General features: G+C 58.0%; 18 protein-coding genes. 10 read left to right on the top strand and 8 right to left on the bottom strand.

Annotated features, from left to right (window positions below; genetic code table 11):
* Positions 1-58: 58 nt before the first annotated feature.
* Positions 59-649: a TetR/AcrR family transcriptional regulator gene (locus RBB81_RS02225; RefSeq protein WP_353072561.1), complete on the bottom strand. Its 591-nt coding sequence runs from the start codon at positions 647-649 to the stop codon at positions 59-61.
* A gap of 358 nt (positions 650-1,007) precedes the next feature.
* Between RBB81_RS02225 and RBB81_RS02220 the strand changes: the two genes are divergently transcribed.
* On the top strand, positions 1,008-2,516 hold the full coding sequence (locus tag RBB81_RS02220) for a hypothetical protein (protein WP_353072560.1): 1,509 nt from the start codon (positions 1,008-1,010) through the stop codon (positions 2,514-2,516).
* Between the two features lie 209 nt (positions 2,517-2,725).
* Here the strand turns inward: RBB81_RS02220 and RBB81_RS02215 are convergent, their stop codons facing one another.
* Positions 2,726-2,989, bottom strand: coding sequence for a hypothetical protein (locus tag RBB81_RS02215; protein ID WP_353072559.1), 264 nt, complete (start codon positions 2,987-2,989; stop codon positions 2,726-2,728).
* A gap of 367 nt (positions 2,990-3,356) precedes the next feature.
* A complete protein-coding gene (locus RBB81_RS02210; RefSeq protein ID WP_353072558.1) occupies positions 3,357-3,773 on the bottom strand; it encodes a hypothetical protein in 417 nt (138 codons plus the stop codon).
* Positions 3,774-4,147: 374 nt separating this feature from the next.
* Between RBB81_RS02210 and RBB81_RS02205 the strand changes: the two genes are divergently transcribed.
* Positions 4,148-5,758 carry a winged helix-turn-helix domain-containing protein gene (locus RBB81_RS02205; protein WP_353072557.1) on the top strand — a complete coding sequence of 537 codons (1,611 nt, stop codon included), beginning with the start codon at positions 4,148-4,150 and terminating at the stop codon, positions 5,756-5,758.
* A gap of 627 nt (positions 5,759-6,385) precedes the next feature.
* A complete protein-coding gene (locus tag RBB81_RS02200; RefSeq protein WP_353072556.1) occupies positions 6,386-7,444 on the top strand; it encodes a hypothetical protein in 1,059 nt (352 codons plus the stop codon).
* 34 nt (positions 7,445-7,478) lie between these two features.
* Here the strand turns inward: RBB81_RS02200 and RBB81_RS02195 are convergent, their stop codons facing one another.
* The 4 genes from RBB81_RS02195 to RBB81_RS02180 form a co-directional block, all read right to left on the bottom strand.
* Complete coding sequence (locus RBB81_RS02195; protein ID WP_179586249.1) at positions 7,479-8,564, bottom strand: GGDEF domain-containing protein; 1,086 nt, start codon at positions 8,562-8,564, stop codon at positions 7,479-7,481.
* Positions 8,565-8,721: 157 nt separating this feature from the next.
* Entirely contained in the window at positions 8,722-9,804 is a 1,083-nt protein-coding gene (gene moaA / locus RBB81_RS02190) for a GTP 3',8-cyclase MoaA (protein WP_183791409.1), read from the bottom strand.
* A gap of 384 nt (positions 9,805-10,188) precedes the next feature.
* Positions 10,189-10,473 carry a hypothetical protein gene (locus RBB81_RS02185; protein WP_179586245.1) on the bottom strand — a complete coding sequence of 95 codons (285 nt, stop codon included), beginning with the start codon at positions 10,471-10,473 and terminating at the stop codon, positions 10,189-10,191.
* 173 nt (positions 10,474-10,646) lie between these two features.
* A complete protein-coding gene (locus RBB81_RS02180) occupies positions 10,647-10,919 on the bottom strand; it encodes a hypothetical protein (protein ID WP_179586243.1) in 273 nt (90 codons plus the stop codon).
* A 142-nt stretch (positions 10,920-11,061) separates the two neighbouring features.
* Between RBB81_RS02180 and RBB81_RS02175 the strand changes: the two genes are divergently transcribed.
* The 6 genes from RBB81_RS02175 (at position 11,062) to RBB81_RS02150 (ending at position 16,161) form a co-directional block, all read left to right on the top strand.
* The gene (locus tag RBB81_RS02175) at positions 11,062-11,244 is read left to right on the top strand and encodes a hypothetical protein (protein ID WP_353072555.1); all 183 of its coding nucleotides are present in this window, start codon (positions 11,062-11,064) and stop codon (positions 11,242-11,244) included.
* Complete coding sequence (locus RBB81_RS02170) at positions 11,241-11,972, top strand: SIMPL domain-containing protein (protein ID WP_353072554.1); 732 nt, start codon at positions 11,241-11,243, stop codon at positions 11,970-11,972. Before RBB81_RS02175 ends, RBB81_RS02170 begins: the two co-directional genes overlap by 4 nt.
* Before the next feature lie 52 nt (positions 11,973-12,024).
* Complete coding sequence (locus tag RBB81_RS02165) at positions 12,025-12,837, top strand: acyltransferase (protein WP_353072553.1); 813 nt, start codon at positions 12,025-12,027, stop codon at positions 12,835-12,837.
* A 140-nt stretch (positions 12,838-12,977) separates the two neighbouring features.
* Positions 12,978-13,679 carry a site-2 protease family protein gene (locus RBB81_RS02160; protein ID WP_353072552.1) on the top strand — a complete coding sequence of 234 codons (702 nt, stop codon included), beginning with the start codon at positions 12,978-12,980 and terminating at the stop codon, positions 13,677-13,679.
* 296 nt (positions 13,680-13,975) lie between these two features.
* The gene (gene trpS / locus RBB81_RS02155; RefSeq protein ID WP_353072551.1) at positions 13,976-15,085 is read left to right on the top strand and encodes a tryptophan--tRNA ligase; all 1,110 of its coding nucleotides are present in this window, start codon (positions 13,976-13,978) and stop codon (positions 15,083-15,085) included.
* 5 nt (positions 15,086-15,090) lie between these two features.
* Positions 15,091-16,161: a segregation and condensation protein A gene (locus tag RBB81_RS02150; protein ID WP_353072550.1), complete on the top strand. Its 1,071-nt coding sequence runs from the start codon at positions 15,091-15,093 to the stop codon at positions 16,159-16,161.
* A gap of 196 nt (positions 16,162-16,357) precedes the next feature.
* Here the strand turns inward: RBB81_RS02150 and RBB81_RS02145 are convergent, their stop codons facing one another.
* Complete coding sequence (locus tag RBB81_RS02145) at positions 16,358-16,969, bottom strand: PEP-CTERM sorting domain-containing protein (protein WP_179586228.1); 612 nt, start codon at positions 16,967-16,969, stop codon at positions 16,358-16,360.
* Positions 16,970-17,351: 382 nt separating this feature from the next.
* Here RBB81_RS02145 and RBB81_RS02140 point away from each other — a divergent pair, with 382 nt between their 5' ends.
* Positions 17,352-18,956, top strand: coding sequence for an inorganic phosphate transporter (locus tag RBB81_RS02140; RefSeq protein ID WP_183791419.1), 1,605 nt, complete (start codon positions 17,352-17,354; stop codon positions 18,954-18,956).
* Positions 18,957-19,039 lie beyond the last annotated feature (83 nt).

Below are 19,039 nucleotides of genomic sequence, written 5' to 3'. Positions count from 1 at the left end.
GAACGTTACCGTGGGCAGCCCAGGGCATCTTCCTCACCAGACTCAAGCGCAGGTCAGCCTACTTCTTCAGCAACACATCAAACGCAAAGTGAAGAAAGTTCTCAAGCGGCCTGTCGCTCTTCTCCGCCTTCATTCGTATCAACGACCCCTCATAGCTGTTCAACAGAAACCCCGCCAAAGCGTCCGGATCCGTAGCCTTCGCCAGATCTCCCCGCTCCGCCGCCTCACGCAGCACATCGGCAACGCTCTTCTGCCAGACCGCAAAGACCCCCTTCAGTTCTGACCGCAACCGCGGGCTGTGGTCCGCAACCTCGAGGCTGAGATTCCCCACCAGGCATCCACTGATCTCTCCGCGTTGTCCAAACACCGAGATCAGCTCTTCAAAGTACCGCCGCAGCCGCTTCAACGGAGCAACCTTGCGATCTCCAAGTACCCGCTCCCATCGCTCCGCCTCGCCCTTTGCGTAAAGGTGAAACACCTCCACGGCAAACTCCTCCTTGCTCGGAAAGTAGTGGTAGAACGAGCCCTTGGGAACCTTCGCCAGATCAAGAACCTCCTTCACCCCGGTCGCGGTATAGCCGGTCGAGCGAAGTCGCTCCAGCCCCACCGCAAGCAGATGATCGCGAGTTGAGGGCGGTGCAGTGCCCATAGCTAATCAATAATAGACTGGTCGTCTAGCAGAGTCAACGAATGTTCGCAATATCAATTCCCGTTTACTAACCTGATCCATAGACACTGTCTAGACTGTCTTTTTTTCATCCGTTTTTAGACGAATTGCCGTGCTGACCACTAGGGAAGGCGATCTCCTCAGCGTCAATCACACGTCAGACGAGTTCAGCGCTACAGCTTGGCTCGGCCCATCGTTCGGGGCCTCGCGAATTAATTTCTAACTAAGTGTTCCGCAGAATTGACGGTCGGTATCTACGGTGCTATACCAATTACCGACCTTGGGCCACCGGCTTCTTAATTCACAGAGCGGGGTGTTTGCCATGTCCGTAGTACGCAGAATGCTTCTCGTTAACGCGGCGCTGAGCTTGTTGATCTTCTCGTCAGCTTCATCAGCTCAGTCGTTCAAGCCCATCGGCGGCCTGGACTGTAATGGCCATAGCAAAATTCAAAAACCACTCAGACCACAGGATACTTGCACTGACTTTCACGATGAATACGGCAAACGGGGCTACGACAACGGTTATTACATCGGGCATGACGAGCCGAGTGTCGGTTTCATCTCCACGGTTCCTCACTCCGGTAACAATGTGCAATGGGAGTTCACGTTGCCGCGTGAACGCCCCGTGCCGGCTACTCAGTCCTTCGAGAACTTCATCACGTTCTGGCTCTCCATGGCGCTCTGCGATCCTAATTCAGGTTTTGTGCGCGGGCCTTGCATCCCGGATAGCGACAAGAACAATCCCACCTCTGCTGGGTCTGCATTCCTCGAGATGCAGTTCTATCCCCCCGGCAATCCCCCCTTTATCACCCAGATCAGTTGTGACCTGACCCACTGGTGTGCGTCGCTGCACATCAACAGCCTCGAAACGATGGATAACGGAGATCTCAATCCCAATTGCACTGAGACTACGAACTTTGCGTTCATCCAGACCGATGGAATTCCTATCGGGCCGCCCGGTCCCAACACTATGACCAACGCGAGCTACATTCCAAACAGTCGCACCTTGCTGATGAACCAGGGCGACCGGCTGCGGGTCACCATCCTGGACGTACCCGGAGATGTCCTGGGAGGCGTGATGACGATGATCCAGGATCTCACCACGGGTCAGTCCGGGTTCATGGTAGCCAGCGCCCACAACGGCTACCAGACCACGAATCCGAACACCTGCGTCGGGACCAACTTCAGCTTCCACCCTGAGTTCGACACTGCGAAGTTTGGCAACTTTACTTCCTGGGCCGCACTGCAAGCCAATGTCAATTTTTCCATGGAACTCGGTCACTTCACCCCCGGCGCCCATGGCGACAACGATTCCGACGACGCGCCGTGCTTTCCAGGACCCACGGTCGCTGGCTGCTTAAACTTCGCCACAGGAGGGGACATCGATTTTGACGGTAGCTCCTACCTGTTCGACTGGCCAGATGGCACGCGCAACAACGCCACTTCGGTTGCAATCCAGTCTGTCAAAGGTGGCGGCATCGGCCCACTCAGTCCGTCTGACGATACTGGCAAATACGACCAGCCCTTTCCAATCATTCAGATCGAGACCGATGTCGCAGCCTCAGAAAGCACCTGCAAACCGAACGGAGTCGGCTGCGTCGTCCCGCCAGTGGGCGCACAGTTCTATCCCTTCTACGCGATAACAAAGAACGGAGGCAACGACGACCGCTACGATGACCGAGAAAACTGCACCTTGGTCTTCGGGAACTTCACAAACCCGGACTTCAATACTTTTGGCGGCGATGCGCAGTATGGCACCTCCAACTTGTATTGGTTCTTCGGTCAGAACACCAGTGGCCCGCGAACCAATCCATGCATCCCGCATCCGAAGGGCCAGGACGAACGATGAACGACGAACGCTGATTCCTTTGCTTAGTGAATCCTCTCAGCATGGAGCTCCATTCGAGACGTTTCGTGCGAATCGGACGGGGCTCCAATTGACAAGGCTTTGCGTTGCTGAGCGCCTCTCCGCTCTCGGAGCGATCTTCCAGGCAGGGCTCGTCCGCTCCGAGCTTCTCAACGTGTTCTATGGGCCTTCGCTTGGCGGGACGGCCTACATCAGATAACTGCGCGAAGGGCAACCGTCATGCCTGCACGTGCGGTCTTGAGAGCATCAGCGACCGTCTCACCGGCGGCGATCGTGTGTGCGAGTGCCGATCTCCTTCGTTTTCCCGGATGCTCGAAAGCGACGGTCTCTATCCCACCACCGAAGAGTGTGTGGCTCGCTTCCAGCCCATCGAGTGCGGCGTTCAACTCCGCGACAACGGCCTCGGCCTCATCGGCAACGACGATCACTTCCACACTGATTTTCTTGTATAGCATCGGAATACCTCTGCCTCCAATCTTATGCCTCCCGGTTCCAGGCAGACCGCAAGCGATTAGCTGCAGGACGACTTCCGGATTGCCGACTACACACCCGGAACCCAGAAGAAGCAACCAATATCGGGCTTCAATGCGTGCTAGGTCTCCTGATATCGCCAATTGAGTTTCGGAATGGGCGCTTCGGTGAAGACTGGCCGACTTTCATGAATGCGCAGAATGTCGATAGCAATCAGGTAGCGGATGTCCGGACCGGTCTCATTCTCGTGTCCCGGAAGAACGAGGCACCACTCGGCTCACCTCCGACGCGCTAGAGGAGCCTGCCTGAGTCCGACAGGCTCCTGGTGATCGCAGAGGAGTTTTGTATCCCTCATCGCTCATGCGGCAGTTCAGGGAAGAGCTTTTTTGCGTTAGCAGTTAGCACCGCCGGCACGGTGGCGCCACTAGCGAGTACAAGCGACGTAACAATCGCACGACCCTCTCGCGCCTTGTCCACATAGACAATGGAGAAGGTGGCGGTGCGGACCAGGGTTCCCGATGCGTAGACGCCGACGGTGAGTGTGCCGGTGCAGTCAGCGTTCACTGTGCCGGTCCCCTTGAGCGTGACGTTTGCTAGGTTACCGTCCGAGCTGCTCGTCGCCGTTCCCGACAGATCTCCCTTGGCGTCGAGGGTGTATCTCGCGACGGCGGCAAAGGGAACCGCGCCTGTTGCAGGGATGACCGTCCCCGTTTCGGTGTATGCCCACTCTCCTGCTACATCGGCTTTTGAGCAAGTCGTGTCACGCAAAGAGTCTCCCCCAACATTTGCCTCAGTTTGCGCTTGCACAAGTTGAGTGGATCCCATCCATAGCATGCCCGCTGCGGCCATTATGGCTACGATGTTGCGAATACGATTCGATCCAGTCATTGAGTCCCTCATTGATCTCTCCTTTAGTCAGCCGGCAACGCCGAAAACCCGTCGGTCTTCAGTCGCGTCCCCAGCAATCTGTAGGAAACTCTAGCCTTTCCACGGAGCCGGTTCCATGCATGGCGGGTCATTGGAAGGTCAAAAGAAAGTCAATCGTTAAGTGCTTTAGCCGGAGTAATTTCCTCGCGCTTCGTCCGGGGGACTAGACTGATGCGATGCCGACACAGCCGGACCGAGGAGGAAGGGCGCGAACTGTGAACGATACCTCCCATCCCTCTCAGCGAGTCCGCTTTGGAATCTTCGAAGTTGACCTTCGAACGGGAGAGCTGTGGAAGTCGGGGCGAAAGCTGAAACTGACGGGTCAGCCATTTTCCGTTTTGGCCATTCTGCTGGAGCGGCCGGGCGAAGTGATCAGCCGAGAGGAGTTGCAACGGCGGCTTTGGCCGGACACGTTCGTCGATGTCGACCACAACCTGAACACTGCGATCAACAAGATCCGCGAGACACTGGCCGATTCCGCGGAGAGGCCGCGTTTTGTTGAAACGCTATCCCGCCGTGGGTACCGATTCATCGCTGTTGTAGGAAGCGCTGACTTGGAGACGAAGACACAATCTGCTGATGCCAGTGTGCACTCCAGGAGCCGGATGAAGAACACTTCGCGCTCTCGGCCCGACGATGGCTTCTGGATTGCTGTGCTGCCATTGAAACTGAGCGACGCCGATGCTGACCTCGCTGATCGTGCCACCGCGCTGATCGAGGAGATCGTTACCGGGCTATCTCGTTTTTCCTATCTTCGCGTCATTTCGGTCAGCTCCACTTTGCAATACGCCGGCAAGTCGGTCGATGTGCGAGCGGCTGGCAGGGAGCTTGGAGCACGCTACGTCATCGAAGGCAGCCTTCGTCACGCAGGCGCGAGAGTGCGCGTCGCAGCGCAGTTGATCGATTGCAATTCAGGAGTTCATCTCTGGGCCGAAACGTATGATCGGCCCTTTTCCTCACAGACTGCGTATGATTTATTTGATGACGTCGTTCCGCAGATTGTGTCGACCATCGCAGATACGCATGGCGTTCTGACGCGCAGCATGAGTGAGGCACTCCGTACCATGGATCCGTCCAGGCTGAGCCCGTACGAAGCGGTGCTTCGCAGCTTCGCACATTTTCAGCGCGTCAGTGCCAAGGAACATGGTCCAGCGAGAGCGGCACTGGAACGCGCGGTCCAACAAGCGCCGAACTATCCTGATGCCTGGGCGATGTTGTCGCTCCTCTACAAGGAAGAGTTCACGCATAGATTCAATCTTCTTGCGGATCCCCTCGGCAGGGCTCTCGCGGCCGCGCAGCGTGCGGTGGAAGGAGCGCCTTCGAATCATCTCGCTTATCATGCGCTGGCGTCCGTCGAGTTCTTTCGCAAGGAGCTGGATTCCTTCCGAATTGCGACGGCGCGGGCTGTTGCTCTCAATCCGATGGATGGATTCACGCTTGCATACCTCGGGTTTTTAATTGCTTACGCGGGCGATTGGGAGCGTGGCGGCGACTTGTCAGCAAAGGCCCGAAGCTTGAACCCTCACCATCCTGGTTGGTATTGGTTTGTACCGTGCTTCGAAGCATATCGCAAAGGCGAATACAAAACGTCACTGGATTTTGCCCACAAGGTAAATATGCCTGGCTTCTGGCGCACTCAACTCGCTATCGCTGCGAGCTCCGGGCAACTCGGCCGAAAGGCGGCAGCGAACGAGGCCCTGCAGACTCTTCTGATTCAGAGGCCCGACATTGCCAAATTTCCCCGCGAGGAGTTAGCGATCTGGTGGCAACCGGATATGGTCGAACACCTGATCGTCGGCCTCCGCAAAGCTGGCCTTGAGGTATAGGGGGCGACATCGGGTCACATTGCGACAGTTTTAAAACAGAAACAATCGAGGCGGCATAACGGTCAACAAGTAACTATCCAGCGACCTGGAAAGGAATGCTGATGATCGTGTGCCGCAGTTAGCGACAATTCGCCGATGCGCCTACCGAGCAGCACCGTCGGAGAAGCGTCCAAGATGTTGTGTTGTGGGCGGTTAACGGGCAAACAGGAAATTAATCCACTACTTAATTTCACTCAGACCAGAAACCACCTGTGCTAGAATCTCGCGAGATCGTCAGGTCGCATCGACGGCCTCGAGCGCCGAAAAACCTGTCAAGCCCCTGACTGCATAAAACCCGCTCCAGACGGGCCGATTCGTGTGGCGTATACACCCATCCCGCCCGCTATAATGGATCTAGACGGTCCGCCTCGGGTCTTGCCGAGGCTTCTTTGCGTAAGGCAGCCATAACTCTTTGATTTTGAATATTTTGCGAGTAAGTCCTTTGGGTGGAATATTTTACAGCCACTACCCTCCCGCAAGTTAGACAAAATAATAGACTTCGCCGCAAGATACCCCCACCCCCCGGGGGGAGGGGGATGGCCCCACTCCGACAAACTCGAGCCTGCGTCTAAACTGTGGAATCACAAGATGGATCATCCCCGCCGCACCACAAAATTCGCCGCAATTCTCCTCGCCGCCACCATCAGCGCGCCACAATCTCTCCACGCTTTGCAGCAACACACCACCGCGCTCGAGCCGGATAACTCGGCGCCACATCGCACCCGCCTCATCCTCAAGGATGGCAGCTACCAGATCATCATGAGCTACCGCATCGTCGGCAGCGTGGTCCACTACGTCAGCGCCGAGCGCGGCGGAGCCGAAGAGGAGATCCCTCTCAACCTCGTAGACCTCGATGCCACCAAGCGCTGGGACCGCCAGCACTCTCAGCCCACCGCAACCGCCGACAACCCCCAGCCACCCGCCATCGACCCCGAACTCCTCAAAGAAGAGGCCGACCGCGCCGCCCTCACTCCGGAGGTCGCCAAGGATCTCCGCCTCCCGGAAGAGGACAGCACCCTCGCCCTCGACACCTACCGCGGCACCCCGGAGCTGGTCCCCCTCGCCCAGACCGACAGCGACCTCAATCGAAACACCGGACACAACCTCCTCAAGGCTGCCGTCAACCCCCTCTCAGCCTCCCACCAGATCGTCGAGCTCAAAGGCGAGACCTCGCCCATCCAGCTCCATGTCAAAGACCCCGTCCTCTACCTCCGCATCGGCGACGAGAGCGTAGGCTCGACAGCCGGTACGCCCCTGACCGTCGACACCCACGGAGCCACCAGCCACGCCGCGAACGACCCCGCCGGTGGCTCCCCCACGAGCCGTTACGTCATCGTCCGCGCCGACGTCCGCAAGGGGGCCCGGGTCATCGCAAGCTTCCGCATCGGCCTCCTCGGCGGGGTACAGCACCAAGAAGACGTAGTCGAAACCGCCACAGAGCTGCTACCCGGAGGACACTGGCTAAAAATCACCCCGAAGGAACCGCTCGACTTCGGTGAATTTGCCCTCATGGAAGTCCTCTCAGACAAAGCCGTCAACCTGGGAGTCTGGGACTTCGGCGTGCACCCGGTCTCCCCCGAAAACCGCGACGTCCTAAAGCCCGAGCCCCGTCGGGGTGTCACGCTCGAACACCGCGGCCCCGGCTAGCCCCCGCAGAAAAAGAATATTAGTCAGGAATTGCCTAGTTGCGGGGAATGGAGTCGCGCTCGAGAAACATTCCCGAAACTTCCCGCCGTGAGCCGCTGACGGATCTGGCTGTCTCTGCGCGTCCGATCATACCCTTGCCTGCTACCGCAACATTGTCGCGCGTCACCTTGGCCTCATACATCATCGTGTCAGCAGCCCGCAGAATCGTCTGAACCGTATTTCCGTCCTCAGGATAGGTTGCCAGCCCAAAGCTTCCCGAGAGACTGAGCGAAAGCCCTGCTCCCTCCAGAAAGCGCGCCGACCGCAGATCTTCGCACAGTGCCATCGTGGTCCCGCTCGCCGCTGCCTTCCCCATCCCCGGCAGCAACGCGACAAACTCGTCCCCGCCATAGCGAAAAGCCGCATTGTTCGGACCAAGGCTGCGTCTCATCAACCCGCCAATCTCCGCCAGGAGCCGGCTTCCAATCAGATGGCCATGGGTATCATTTACCGACTTGAAGTGATCCAGATCGACAAACATCAGACTAAATACCTGCCCCCGAGCCACCTCTTCTTCGAGCATGGTGTACAGGTGCCTAGCATTGAAAAGTCCCGTCACGTCATCCGTGATGGTCAGCTCCTGAATCAAAGTCATGGACCGCGCGTTCTGAATCGCGATCGCAGCGTAATCGCACAGAATTCTTAGAAACGAGATCGAGTGCTCCGACAGCAAATCCAGCTTGCTGTTCAGCAGTTGAATTACGCCCAGTGTCTTATCCCCGGAGCGAACCGGCACGCAGGCGATCGACTGGATCTTCAGGTCAGGATGCTTATTGGCAAACGCTGACCAATGCGGATCAAGCGCCACATCAGGCACCACCAGAGGATTTCCCGTCGACGCCACCCAACCTGCAACTCCCTCGCCCAGCGGTACCCGCAATCCCTTCAAACTTTCGGCATTCTCTCCCACCGCGATCGCGTAATACAGTTCGCCCGACTTATCGTCCACCATCAACAGCGACCAGCGCTCAGGTCCGAAGAACTGGGCCATCTTATTCATGATGGCCCCCAGAATCTCTTCCAGTTCAAGGCTCGAAGTCAGCGCGCGCGCAACGTCATGGAACACTCGAAGGTGATCCATTTGACGACTTTCGATCACTTCAAACTGCCGCCTGTCCTTCAATCGCTGTCCCCGTACCGTATGTGCATTTTTTTGCACATATTACATATCAGCCTCTCATAGCTCCCGCAATAATTCAACAAAAGTTCGCGACAGAAACGCACAAAGACAGCGCTACTCACCCGCCGATATGAACCATACTGCGCGATGGCTTTTCAAAACCTGGTTCACCAATGTGATGACGTGCTTCCTTCCGCATCACGATCCTGCGGATATACGCTGCCAGCTCCTCATCTGTTCCGCCTCGCAGCATCTCGCCATATAAGTCGTGGTCGCTCTGCGAAAACAGACAAGTCCTAATCTTTCCGTCTGACGTCAACCTCACTCGGCTGCACTGCCCGCAGAAGGGGCGCGACACTGGTGCAATAATCCCTATCTCTCCCAAGCCATCGTCAAAGGTGAACCGCTTCGCCGTCTCGCTAGCCGCATGCGGAGCCAATTCCACCAGAGGACGGAACGCATTCAACCGCTCCACAATCTCGTCCATCGAAACGACGGACTCCCTCTTCCAGCTTCGATCTTCCTCAAGGGGCATCCACTCGATGAATCGGACGATGACTCCTTCTTGCCGCGAGAACTCCGCAAACTGTTCAATCTGTCCATCGTTGAACCCGCGCAGCAGCACGCAATTCACCTTGACCGGTCCCAGTCCCACGGCCTGCGCCTTACGAATCCCAGACAACACCTTTTCATAGCTCCGCGGAACCCGCGTAATCGCGCTAAATGTCTCTGCATCCACAGCATCCATGCTGACAGTTACGCGATTCAGCCCCGCATCCTTCAGAGGCTGAGCCAGTCCCTCCAGCAAATGCCCGTTCGTCGTCAGGGCGATATCCAACGGATCGCCGAGTTCGCCGGCAAAGCTCCCATCGGGGAAAAATGCCGTCCGCATGTCAGCCAGTTGGCGAACCATCTCCACCAGGCCCGACTGCAGCAGGGGTTCTCCCCCGGTCAGCCTTACCTTTTCCACTCCAAGTGAGACAAAGACACGAACCATTCTCAGGTAATCTTCAATCGAGAGTTCGGTGAACTGGGCTCCTTCGTTGCCCGTGCGGCAGTAGACGCACTTGTAGTTGCAGCGATCAGTTACCGAGACGCGCAAGTCTGTAATAGACCTGGCAAACTTATCTCGCAGCCTACCCGGAGCCTGAAAAGCCTGCTCCTCCAACTCCAGAATCGCGGTATTTCCATCGCCAATCATCAAGAGACGTACCTGGATGCCAACTACTTCATTTCGCTACAAACTTTAGATGCAATGGGTCAGAAAGCGAATCAGTATCATCGGAAACTCAGCAGTATCATTTGTTGACCCAGACGATTGCGCTTGAGCCACGCGCAACAGCGCACTAGTTTTGTAATTCATATTTTTGTCGTAGCACGTGTGGATCTTCCCGGAATGCGGCTTCTGCCGCTGCACAGCTCTGCAACCGGGGACACATCTGAATAGAAAAGGCAATCGCAGCTGGTGTCCCGCGTTGGCCAATTCTAACGCGCAGAATATCAGCATCTCGGTCGTTACAACAGCATTTGTGATGCTTAACTCTTAAATCGCGCAGAAAACACGAGAGTTGTGCACTTTGACGTTTTAGTAGCTGAGAAACTCGTTGCTGCCACGTTTCAAGCGAACTCCCACAATGCCGAAGACCAGCGCAGCGGCGAAGGTGATCGCATTCCAGTAAACGACGGGATGCGCCCAACCCGGCGACAAGGTCAGGTCTTGTCCGCTCCACAAGGTCAGCAGGGTAGCCACAATCAGGCTCTGCAAGCAGAGCACTAGAAAAAGCTGGCCACGACGGCGGCGTTTATCCAGCCGTTCTACGTCATCCGGCGTCAAATTGCGTTCTTCGATTGGAAGCAGTGTATTCGCCATCGCGTTCTTGGTCTCCCGGGTCTTTCCTGTTCAAATTCCAGCTCGAGCCAAGCAGGGCTCCTGGAGCGTGAGTCTAAGTTTGTATTAAATCACAGCCTGCGCGGATCATCCCAGCCCACGAAAAAAGTCTTTGCCGGTAGCCCAAATCAGTACTCAGGAGCCGCAGTGATCGGCTAAATGAAAGCCACCGACTGAATCCCCACGACGTCGAACCGCTTGCGGCACCGGACGTTCTTGCAGCCCATCGGGTCATCGCGGCGGACCATGTAGCTCTGAGCTTTCGCAAAACGCGCCCGGTCGCGATCATCGGCACCTCTCGGAAGCTGCGCTTTCTTCCTTCGCACCACCCACTCGATCTGGTACTCCCCCTGCTGTCCGCAGTGGGGACACGTCATCACATGGGTCCGCTGCTCTGCCCGCTCATCAAAAAAGTCCCGCTCTTCCATCCAACACCTCATCCGGTCTTCGATCCCAAACTGCGGTTCGATTCCCCTCTGCAATCCTGCCTGAGAAGCCCCCTTACAAGCAAGAGTCATGCATAATCACGCAGGGGCCATGAGCCCGGACCGACCCAGGGAAGGAAAACCGATGAGCAAGCCCAAAAAGCAGGTCTTCTCCAAAGTCAAGGCGGTAAAGGCCAACGCCCGAGAGCGTGTAGGCACTCCACCCTCTGAGCGTGTCCTGCCCGACCCCAAGCAAAAGCTGGCTGCCAGTCCCAAACACAAACCTACCCTGGCCGACCTACTCAACTCCTCAGGAGAAGATCAATGAGCATCCTCCGCCGCGCCTCCATCGCCCTGTCCGCAGCCTTCCTGGTCACAACAGCCTCAGCCCAGACCATCCAGGTCAACAAGGAGAATCGCACCATTGCGATCACAGCCACGGACAAGGTCATCGTTTTCGCCGACGTCGCCACCCTCCACATCGGCTTCATCGCCTACGGTCCCGACAGCGACTCTGCCTACGCCGCCGGCTCCCGCACCTCCAACGCCATCGTCAAAGCTTTAACCTCCGCCGGCGTTCCCAACGACTCCATCGAGAGCGAAAACCAAAACGTCTCCCCGGTGCAGGAGTACCAAATCGACAAGCTCACGCCAGCAGAGAAGGCCCAGCGCAAGTTCCAGGTCACGCAAAGCTGGACCGTTCGGACAAACGCCAACGAAGCCGCTAAAGTGCTTGATCTCGCCGTCAAAGCCGGAGCCAATCAATCCGGACAGATCGACTGGAGCCTCAAGGACGAGAACGCTCCCCAGTCCGAAGCCGCAGCCAAGGCACTCCAGCGCGCCCGCGTCGTAGCCGGTGAGATGGCTAAAGGCCTCAACGCCAGCCTTGGCGCTCTCCTTTACGCCAGCAACGAAACCCAGGCGGAGCCACCGCGTCCGCTCATGCGCGCCATGGCCGCTCCTGCCATGGCAAAGGCCGACGTGGCCCCTCTCGCCATCAACCCACGCCAGATCGAAAAAACCGCAACCGTCTATGCCGTCTTCGCCATAGAATAGGCGAACCAAAGATTCGCCAGTCCTCCACCGGACGAAAGACAGCGAGGGAACCATGCCAATCCACACGTACCGCGAACTCAAACCCACTCCCGAAGCTGAAGCCCTCTACCGTCGCTGGTTAGCCAAACTCAACGACGAGTTCACCCGGCAGCAGTCGCCGGACCGCCGCTCCGAGGTCGTCCGTGACGAGCTCTACCAGATCTACTTCGGCCGACCCCACGGCGGACACATCAAAGCCGTCCTCAATAGCGAACTCGCCATGTACTGCCTCTCCGAGAGCTTCGACCCCCGCAACATCACACTCGAACCCGAGTACTACGGCGACGTCGATGCCGAGCAATACGCCATCCGCAAGCCGCTCATCTGGTTCTGGCAGATGTTCGACCGCTCCCCTCTCGGCCTGAACCACTGGCTGGGATTCCGCTTCCGCTGCATGCTTGGCCGCCACATCTTCCGCCATCTCGGCAAGCACGTCAAAATCTTCCACAACGTCGAGTTCACCTACGGCTACAACCTCACCATCGAAGACTCCTGCACCATCCACAAGAACGTTCTGCTCGACGACCGCGGCGAGATCATCCTGCACGAGGGAACCAGCGTCTCCGACTACGCCAACGTCTACTCGCACACCCACGACATCAACAACCAATCGAACATCACCAACAAGGTGACCGAGCTCGGCCCCCGCGCCCGCATCACGTACCACGCCACCGTACTCGCCGGAGCCAACATCGGCGAAGACGCCATGCTCGGTGCGATGGCACTCGCCACCAAACCCGTCCCCCAGGAGACCGTCTCAGTCGGCATCCCGGCGAAGGCAAAGATCCGCAAGCAGGCCACTCAACTGGCCGCCGAAACGCTCTAGACGCACCGGCCGCCCACAGATTTGCCGCCTACAGAGCGCTTTCAGTCCTCTATTGCTGTCTTTTGCGAGAGAGGACTGCTTCAACGCAGTACTCCATCTTTACGGTCTTCTCACGCGATCTTCAGTAAACTTGAGCCTGTATGAATCAGGAAGTTGTCCTCATCGTCTTTCAGGTCGTCGTTCTGGTCCTGGCCTTCAGCATCCACGAGTCCGCCCACGCCTGGACCGCATGGCGTCTCGGCGACCCCACTGCCAAGATGCTCGGACGCGTCACCCTCAACCCTCTCAAGCATCTCGACCCGTTCGGCTCGGTCCTGATGCCGTTGCTGGCTCTGGTCTATCATTGGCCCCTCATAGGCTGGGCGAAGCCGACCCCCGTTACCGCCCGCAACTTCAAGAACTACAGGCGCGACGACATCCTCGTAACTCTCGCGGGCCCTGCCAGCAACCTGCTTTCAGCCACTGTCGCGCTCATCTTGCTCGTTCTCATCAAACACGTTGTCCCCGGCGGTGTTCTTGCGATCGGCACTGCGATGGCGCTCGCCTCACATATCCCCGGCATCGCCACCGACAATCTGCCAGCGCTCTTTCCCATCGCGCTCTTTCTCTACTTCGTCATCCTGATCAACCTTTTGCTCTTCGTCTTCAACTTGATTCCCATCCCACCGCTCGATGGCAGCCACGTTCTGCGGCACTTCCTTCCCTACAAAGTCCTCCAGGTCTACGACCGCATCGGCATGTTCGGCCTAATGATCCTCTTTCTGGTGGGCGGAAGCTTCATCTTCAGCGTCTTCTTCACACCGCTGCTGAACACCTTCAACCACATTCTTTTCACTTTGTAGAGCGGATCTCTGGGAAAAATATGGGGCCGCTACAAGGAGGGGTTTCTTTGGTTTCCGGGCATTTTTGTAGGGTGTTTTGGAAAAAGCCGATGGTTGAGCGTGGTTTTTTGCTGGTGTAATCGTGGTGGGATGCGTGGTAAACGTGGTGCTTTGACGGCTGTTTCCCGAATCTGAAAAATACGCCACGAATCTCAACTATTTTTCGCTGCCTGCTCTTTTGCGGAACAAGGTTGCCCCTGCCAGAGGGCGCTCCGCCATTGTCGGCCCGAATCATTTACCCTTAGCTCTTGATCGCAATGACTAAAAATACCAACGACTCCCTGACGTCTTCACGTCCCCGCGTCCTGAGCGGCATGCGACCCACCGGCCGTCTTCACCTCGGCAACTACATGGGCGCGCTCTACAACTGGGTCCAGCTCCAGCGGCAGTACGATTGCTACTTCTTCATCGCAGACCTCCACGCCCTCACCACCGACTACGCGGACCCCACAGCCCTCCGCCAGAGCATCCGGGACGTAGCCCTGGATTTTCTGGCCGCCGGTCTCGATCCCGAGGTCTGCACCGTCTTTATCCAGTCGCACGTTCCCCAGCACGCCGAGCTGTTCACCCTCTTCAGCATGTTCACGCCGCTACCCTGGCTCGAGCGCGTCCCCACCTACAAGGACCAACAGGAGCAGCTCCGCGAGAAGGACCTGAACACCTATGGCTTCCTCGGCTACCCCCTCCTGCAGGCCGCCGACATCCTCCTCTACCAACCTGACTACGTCCCCGTCGGACAGGATCAAGTTGCGCACGTCGAGCTGACCCGCGAGGTCGCTCGCCGCTTCAACGCCCTCTACTGCTCGCAGCCAACGCCCGCCATCGAGAAGGCCCGCGAAGACCACTCCGACAAGGAGATTCTCACCGCAGAGCTCTCCGCTAATGCCGTCGTAACCGGCATCCTGCCCGAGCCCAAGGTTCTCCTCACTCCGTCCCCCAAACTCCCCGGTCTTGACGGCCGCAAGATGTCCAAGAGCTACGGCAACACCCTGATGCTCTCTGAGCCTGAGGCGGACCTTCGCGCCAAGCTGAAGACCATGGTCACCGACCCGGCGCGCATCCGCCGTACCGACCCCGGCAATCCAGACATCTGCCCCGTCTTCGATCTGCACAAAGTCTTCTCCACTGAGGAGACCCAGCAGAAGGTTCGCGAAGGCTGCACCACTGCAGGCATCGGCTGCATCGAGTGCAAAGGCTGGGTCGCCGATGCGATCGTCCGCGAGATCGCTCCGATCCAGGAGCGCCGCCGCGCCCTCGAAGCTGACCCCGGCCAGGTCGACGCCATCCTATGGGACGGCTCTGCTCGCGCCCGCCACCGCGCCATCCAGACGCTCCAGCACGTCCGCCAGGCCATCGGCCTCGAATAACAACCATGCCAGACGAAACCCTACCTCCCCAAACCGCCGCCGAAGAGGCAAAGCCCGAAGAGCAGACCGTCGCCCCGTCGGCTGAAGTAGTCTCCGAAGACTCACGCTCAGAAGCTGCGGCCGATTCGGCGATAACCGTCGCCTCGCCTGAGGTGATCGATCCAGCGGCTTCCGAGGTCGGCGAGCCCTTCGCGCTTCAGCATCCGCCTGTCCCGCCCCCACCACCCGATCCGAAGCGTATCGCCAAAGATAAGGACAGGGAGAAGGAAGAAGCGTCGCAGTCGCCCTTCTCCGTCACGGTAGGGCAGGTCTACGACGGCCCGCTCGATCTTCTCCTCGACCTGATTCGCAAGCAGAACATCGACATCTACGACATTCCCATCGCCCGGATCACCAGCCAGTTCCTCGAGTACACGCATCACCTCAAGCAGGTCGACGTAGACGCGGCAGGCGAGTTCATCTACATGGCCTCGCTGCTGATCCACATCAAATCGAAGACGCTGCTTCCCCGCGATCCTTCGGACGTTCTCAGCGGCGACCCCGAAGACCCACGCCGCGAGCTGGTCGAGCGTCTCCTCGAGCACGAACGCTTCAAAGCCGCTGCGCAGATGCTCTTACAGAAACAGCAGATTGAAGAGGCCACCTGGACCAACTCCGGCCTGAGAAACTTCCGCCGCGACATCGGCGAAGCGGGCGCCCCCACGCTCGATGAGGACCGCGAGATTGCCGCCGACACCGTCGACCTGGTTCGCGTCTTTCAAGACATCCTCATCCGTCTTCGCGAACGCCCCATCCTCAACGTCGACGAGGAATCCGTCACCGTCGCCCAGATGATCGACTACGTCAAACGCCGTCTGTTGATGGAAGACAAGCCTGTCAGTCTGAAGCGCCTGCTCCACAACACGCACACCGAACGTGCGCTCATCTGCATGTTCCTGGCGATGTTGGAACTGGTGCGTCTGCAGGCGGTGTTACTTCACCAGCCGGACCCTCAGGGCGACATTCTCATCAAGAAGACTGAGAACTTCGACCAGGTCTTTACCGATCAGGCTCAGGCCCGCGACGACTGGCGTTAACGCTATCCGTCCTGCCGGACGGGCGCCCTGCGCGGGCGGCGGTCACTTCGTGACGTGTGTACCGGTCCTGGTGGAACGAACGCCGCAGGTCCTCCCGTTGGTCGGAAAGAAAGATGGCTCACGACCAACGGGAGCGCCAACCGAAGGGGTATACAAGTCACGAAGTGACCACCGCCCGCGCAGGGCGCACTCCCACCTAACGATTCGCTCTGCGGCGAACAGCGGCGGTGAACCATAGCAGACCTGTCCCCACCAGCAACAGGCTGCCCGGCTCGGGAATCGGCGATATGGAAGTATCGACAGCTTCGAAGATCTGTTCACTCTGCCCATCGGTCCAGGCGAAGTCACCGACCGAGTTGAGAAAGACCTGGTCGGCCGAACCGCCGTGAAGGAACTGGAAGTTATCTCCCGACCCGATGTAAGTCCCGTTCATGTCGCCATTAGGGTTGTACAAGGTTCCCAATCCAACGAGGCCGTGATTGCAGACCTTTTTTGAAGCGTTGAAGCCCACCGGGGTGGAACTGCACGGAGTCCCGTCGTCATAAACAAGGTCCGGAGGCGTGGCGCTAGGGGCTCCCGCCACGCCGTCGACATAGGTCACGTAACAGGTAAAGCTCCCAAGACCGCACGAGTTGTCCTGGAAGACCACCACAGCACCGGCGGTGTCCAGGCCATAGATACCCCGGCCATTGTCATCGCCCAGATCGAAGATCGTGTAGGAGTCGGCAGCTGCCGGTTTTGGACACACAAAAAGGGTGACTGCGAGGAGAGCGGCCGAGGCGCTGAGCCAGTGTGCAGGACGTTTCATGGGAATGACCCTCGAAAAGTTGAATTATAGTACTGATTTTTGACTGCGGTGACGAACGATAGTTGTAGCTCCGCGGAATCCTAAAAGGCGGTCTACCGCCGTTTCGAGGGAATGGTGCTAATCGCAGCGCTTCCGTTACAAGCCCCGGCAGTTAGGGCCCGCCGTCCGGGAAGGACTAGTTGCCAATCGACCAAAAGTCCCGGCACTGCAAACTCTTGCAAACAGTGAGCCATTACCCATCCCTCGACCGCTCGCCCCAACAGGGGTCTTAACGTTGAACGGGTCAAAAGAACTTATGTTTCACGTCTCTGTAACACTGCATTCGCAAACCGAGCCTATCGTCAGCCTCACGCACTCATCTTGAATCCTAGGCGAAACCATTATGGCCACTCCTGTAATCCAACCCACCGGCTCATTACTTGACCAGAAGATGGGAAAATCGTCGCCAGGAAAGATCGGCGCCATTATCTTTGGCGTCCTTCTGATCGGCGGTCTAGGCTACATTGCCAACCGTCTCTACTCCGATCTTCTACCTGTCCATGAAGGCTCAGCCTTCCCGTATATCCTGCTGGGTCTGGCGTTGTTCATCGCGCTCGGCTTTGAGTTCGTTAACGGCTTCCACGACACAGCCAATGCGGTCGCGACCGTCATCTACACCCACGCGCTCGAACCGCACGTAGCGGTGGTCTGGTCCGGCCTCTGGAACTTCATCGGCGTGCTGACCAGTTCGGGTGCCGTTGCCTTCGCCATCATCTCGTTGTTGCCCGTCGAGCTGATCCTGAAGGTGAGCAAAGGCTCCGGTTTTGCGATGGTCTTCGCGCTTCTGATCGCGGCCATCCTCTGGAACCTCGCCACCTGGTGGAAGGGTCTTCCAGCATCGAGCTCTCACACCATGATCGGTTCGATCATCGGCGTCGGTGTTGCGAACCAGTTGATGCACGGCACCAGCGGCGTCAGCGGCGTCGACTGGGAGCAGGTCACCAAAGTCTTCAAGGCGCTGCTCATCTCGCCCTTGGTTGGCTTCGGCTGCGCGGCTCTGGTCTTCCTCTTGTTGAAGGCTGTTCTGAAGGATCCACGTCTCTACGAAGCGCCCAAGGGTGCCGAGCCACCGCCGTTTTATATCCGCGCTCTGCTGGTGCTCACCTGCACCGGCGTCAGCTTTGCCCACGGCTCGAACGATGGCCAGAAGGGCATGGGTCTCATCATGCTGATCCTCGTCGGCACGGTGCCTACGGCTTACGCCCTCAACCACACCGTGGGCGTCAACCAGGTTCAGACCTTCGCAGCCGTATCCCAACAGGTGATCGGAGCAATCGGCAACTACGTTGATCCCAACACGACAGTCGCCGACAGTGCTCCCGAACTCGAATCCTTCGTCAGCACCCATAAGTTCAGCCCGCACACCATGCTTGCCTTGCAGGAGATGGTGGGCGACATCCGCAATGAAGCCACCCAGTACAAGTCTCTCGGTGCCGTGCCTTCAGGTATGCAGTCCAACGTTCGCAACCAGATGTATCTCACCAGCGAGACGCTCCGCCTGATGCCGAAGTACGGTCCCAAGGTCAGCGACGGCGACCAGAAGATCTTCAAGAACTACAAGGGGATGTTGGACAACTCGACGAAGTTCATTCCGCCGTGGGTCAAGGTCGCTGTCGCCCTCGCGCTTGGTCTCGGAACGATGATCGGCTGGAAGCGCATCGTGGTTACGGTCGGCGAAAAGATCGGCAAGACCCATCTGACCTACGCGCAGGGACTGTCGGCCGAACTCGTTGCCATGTTGACCATTCTTGCTGCAGACCAATATGGTCTGCCGGTAAGCACAACGCATGTACTCTCCTCAGGTGTGGCTGGCACCATGGCTGCAAATAAGAGTGGCCTGCAGGTGTCCACGCTGCGGGATATCGCCCTGGCATGGGTCTTCACTCTCCCGGTTGCGGCGCTGTTGTCAGGCTGCCTCTTCTGGGTCTTCAATCTGGTGGCGAAATAACTCTTCACGTAGCGCAACAGAAGAGAGGGCCCGCAAAGCAGCGGGCCTTCTCTTTTGATGACCGCTCGAACCCCGCTCGCGGC

It is taken from the genome of Tunturibacter gelidoferens, assembly GCF_040358255.1.
Taxonomy (GTDB): domain Bacteria; phylum Acidobacteriota; class Terriglobia; order Terriglobales; family Acidobacteriaceae; genus Edaphobacter; species Edaphobacter gelidiferens.
Note: the sequence above shows the minus strand (reverse complement) of the source record. Positions and strands in the feature narration are given on the sequence as shown.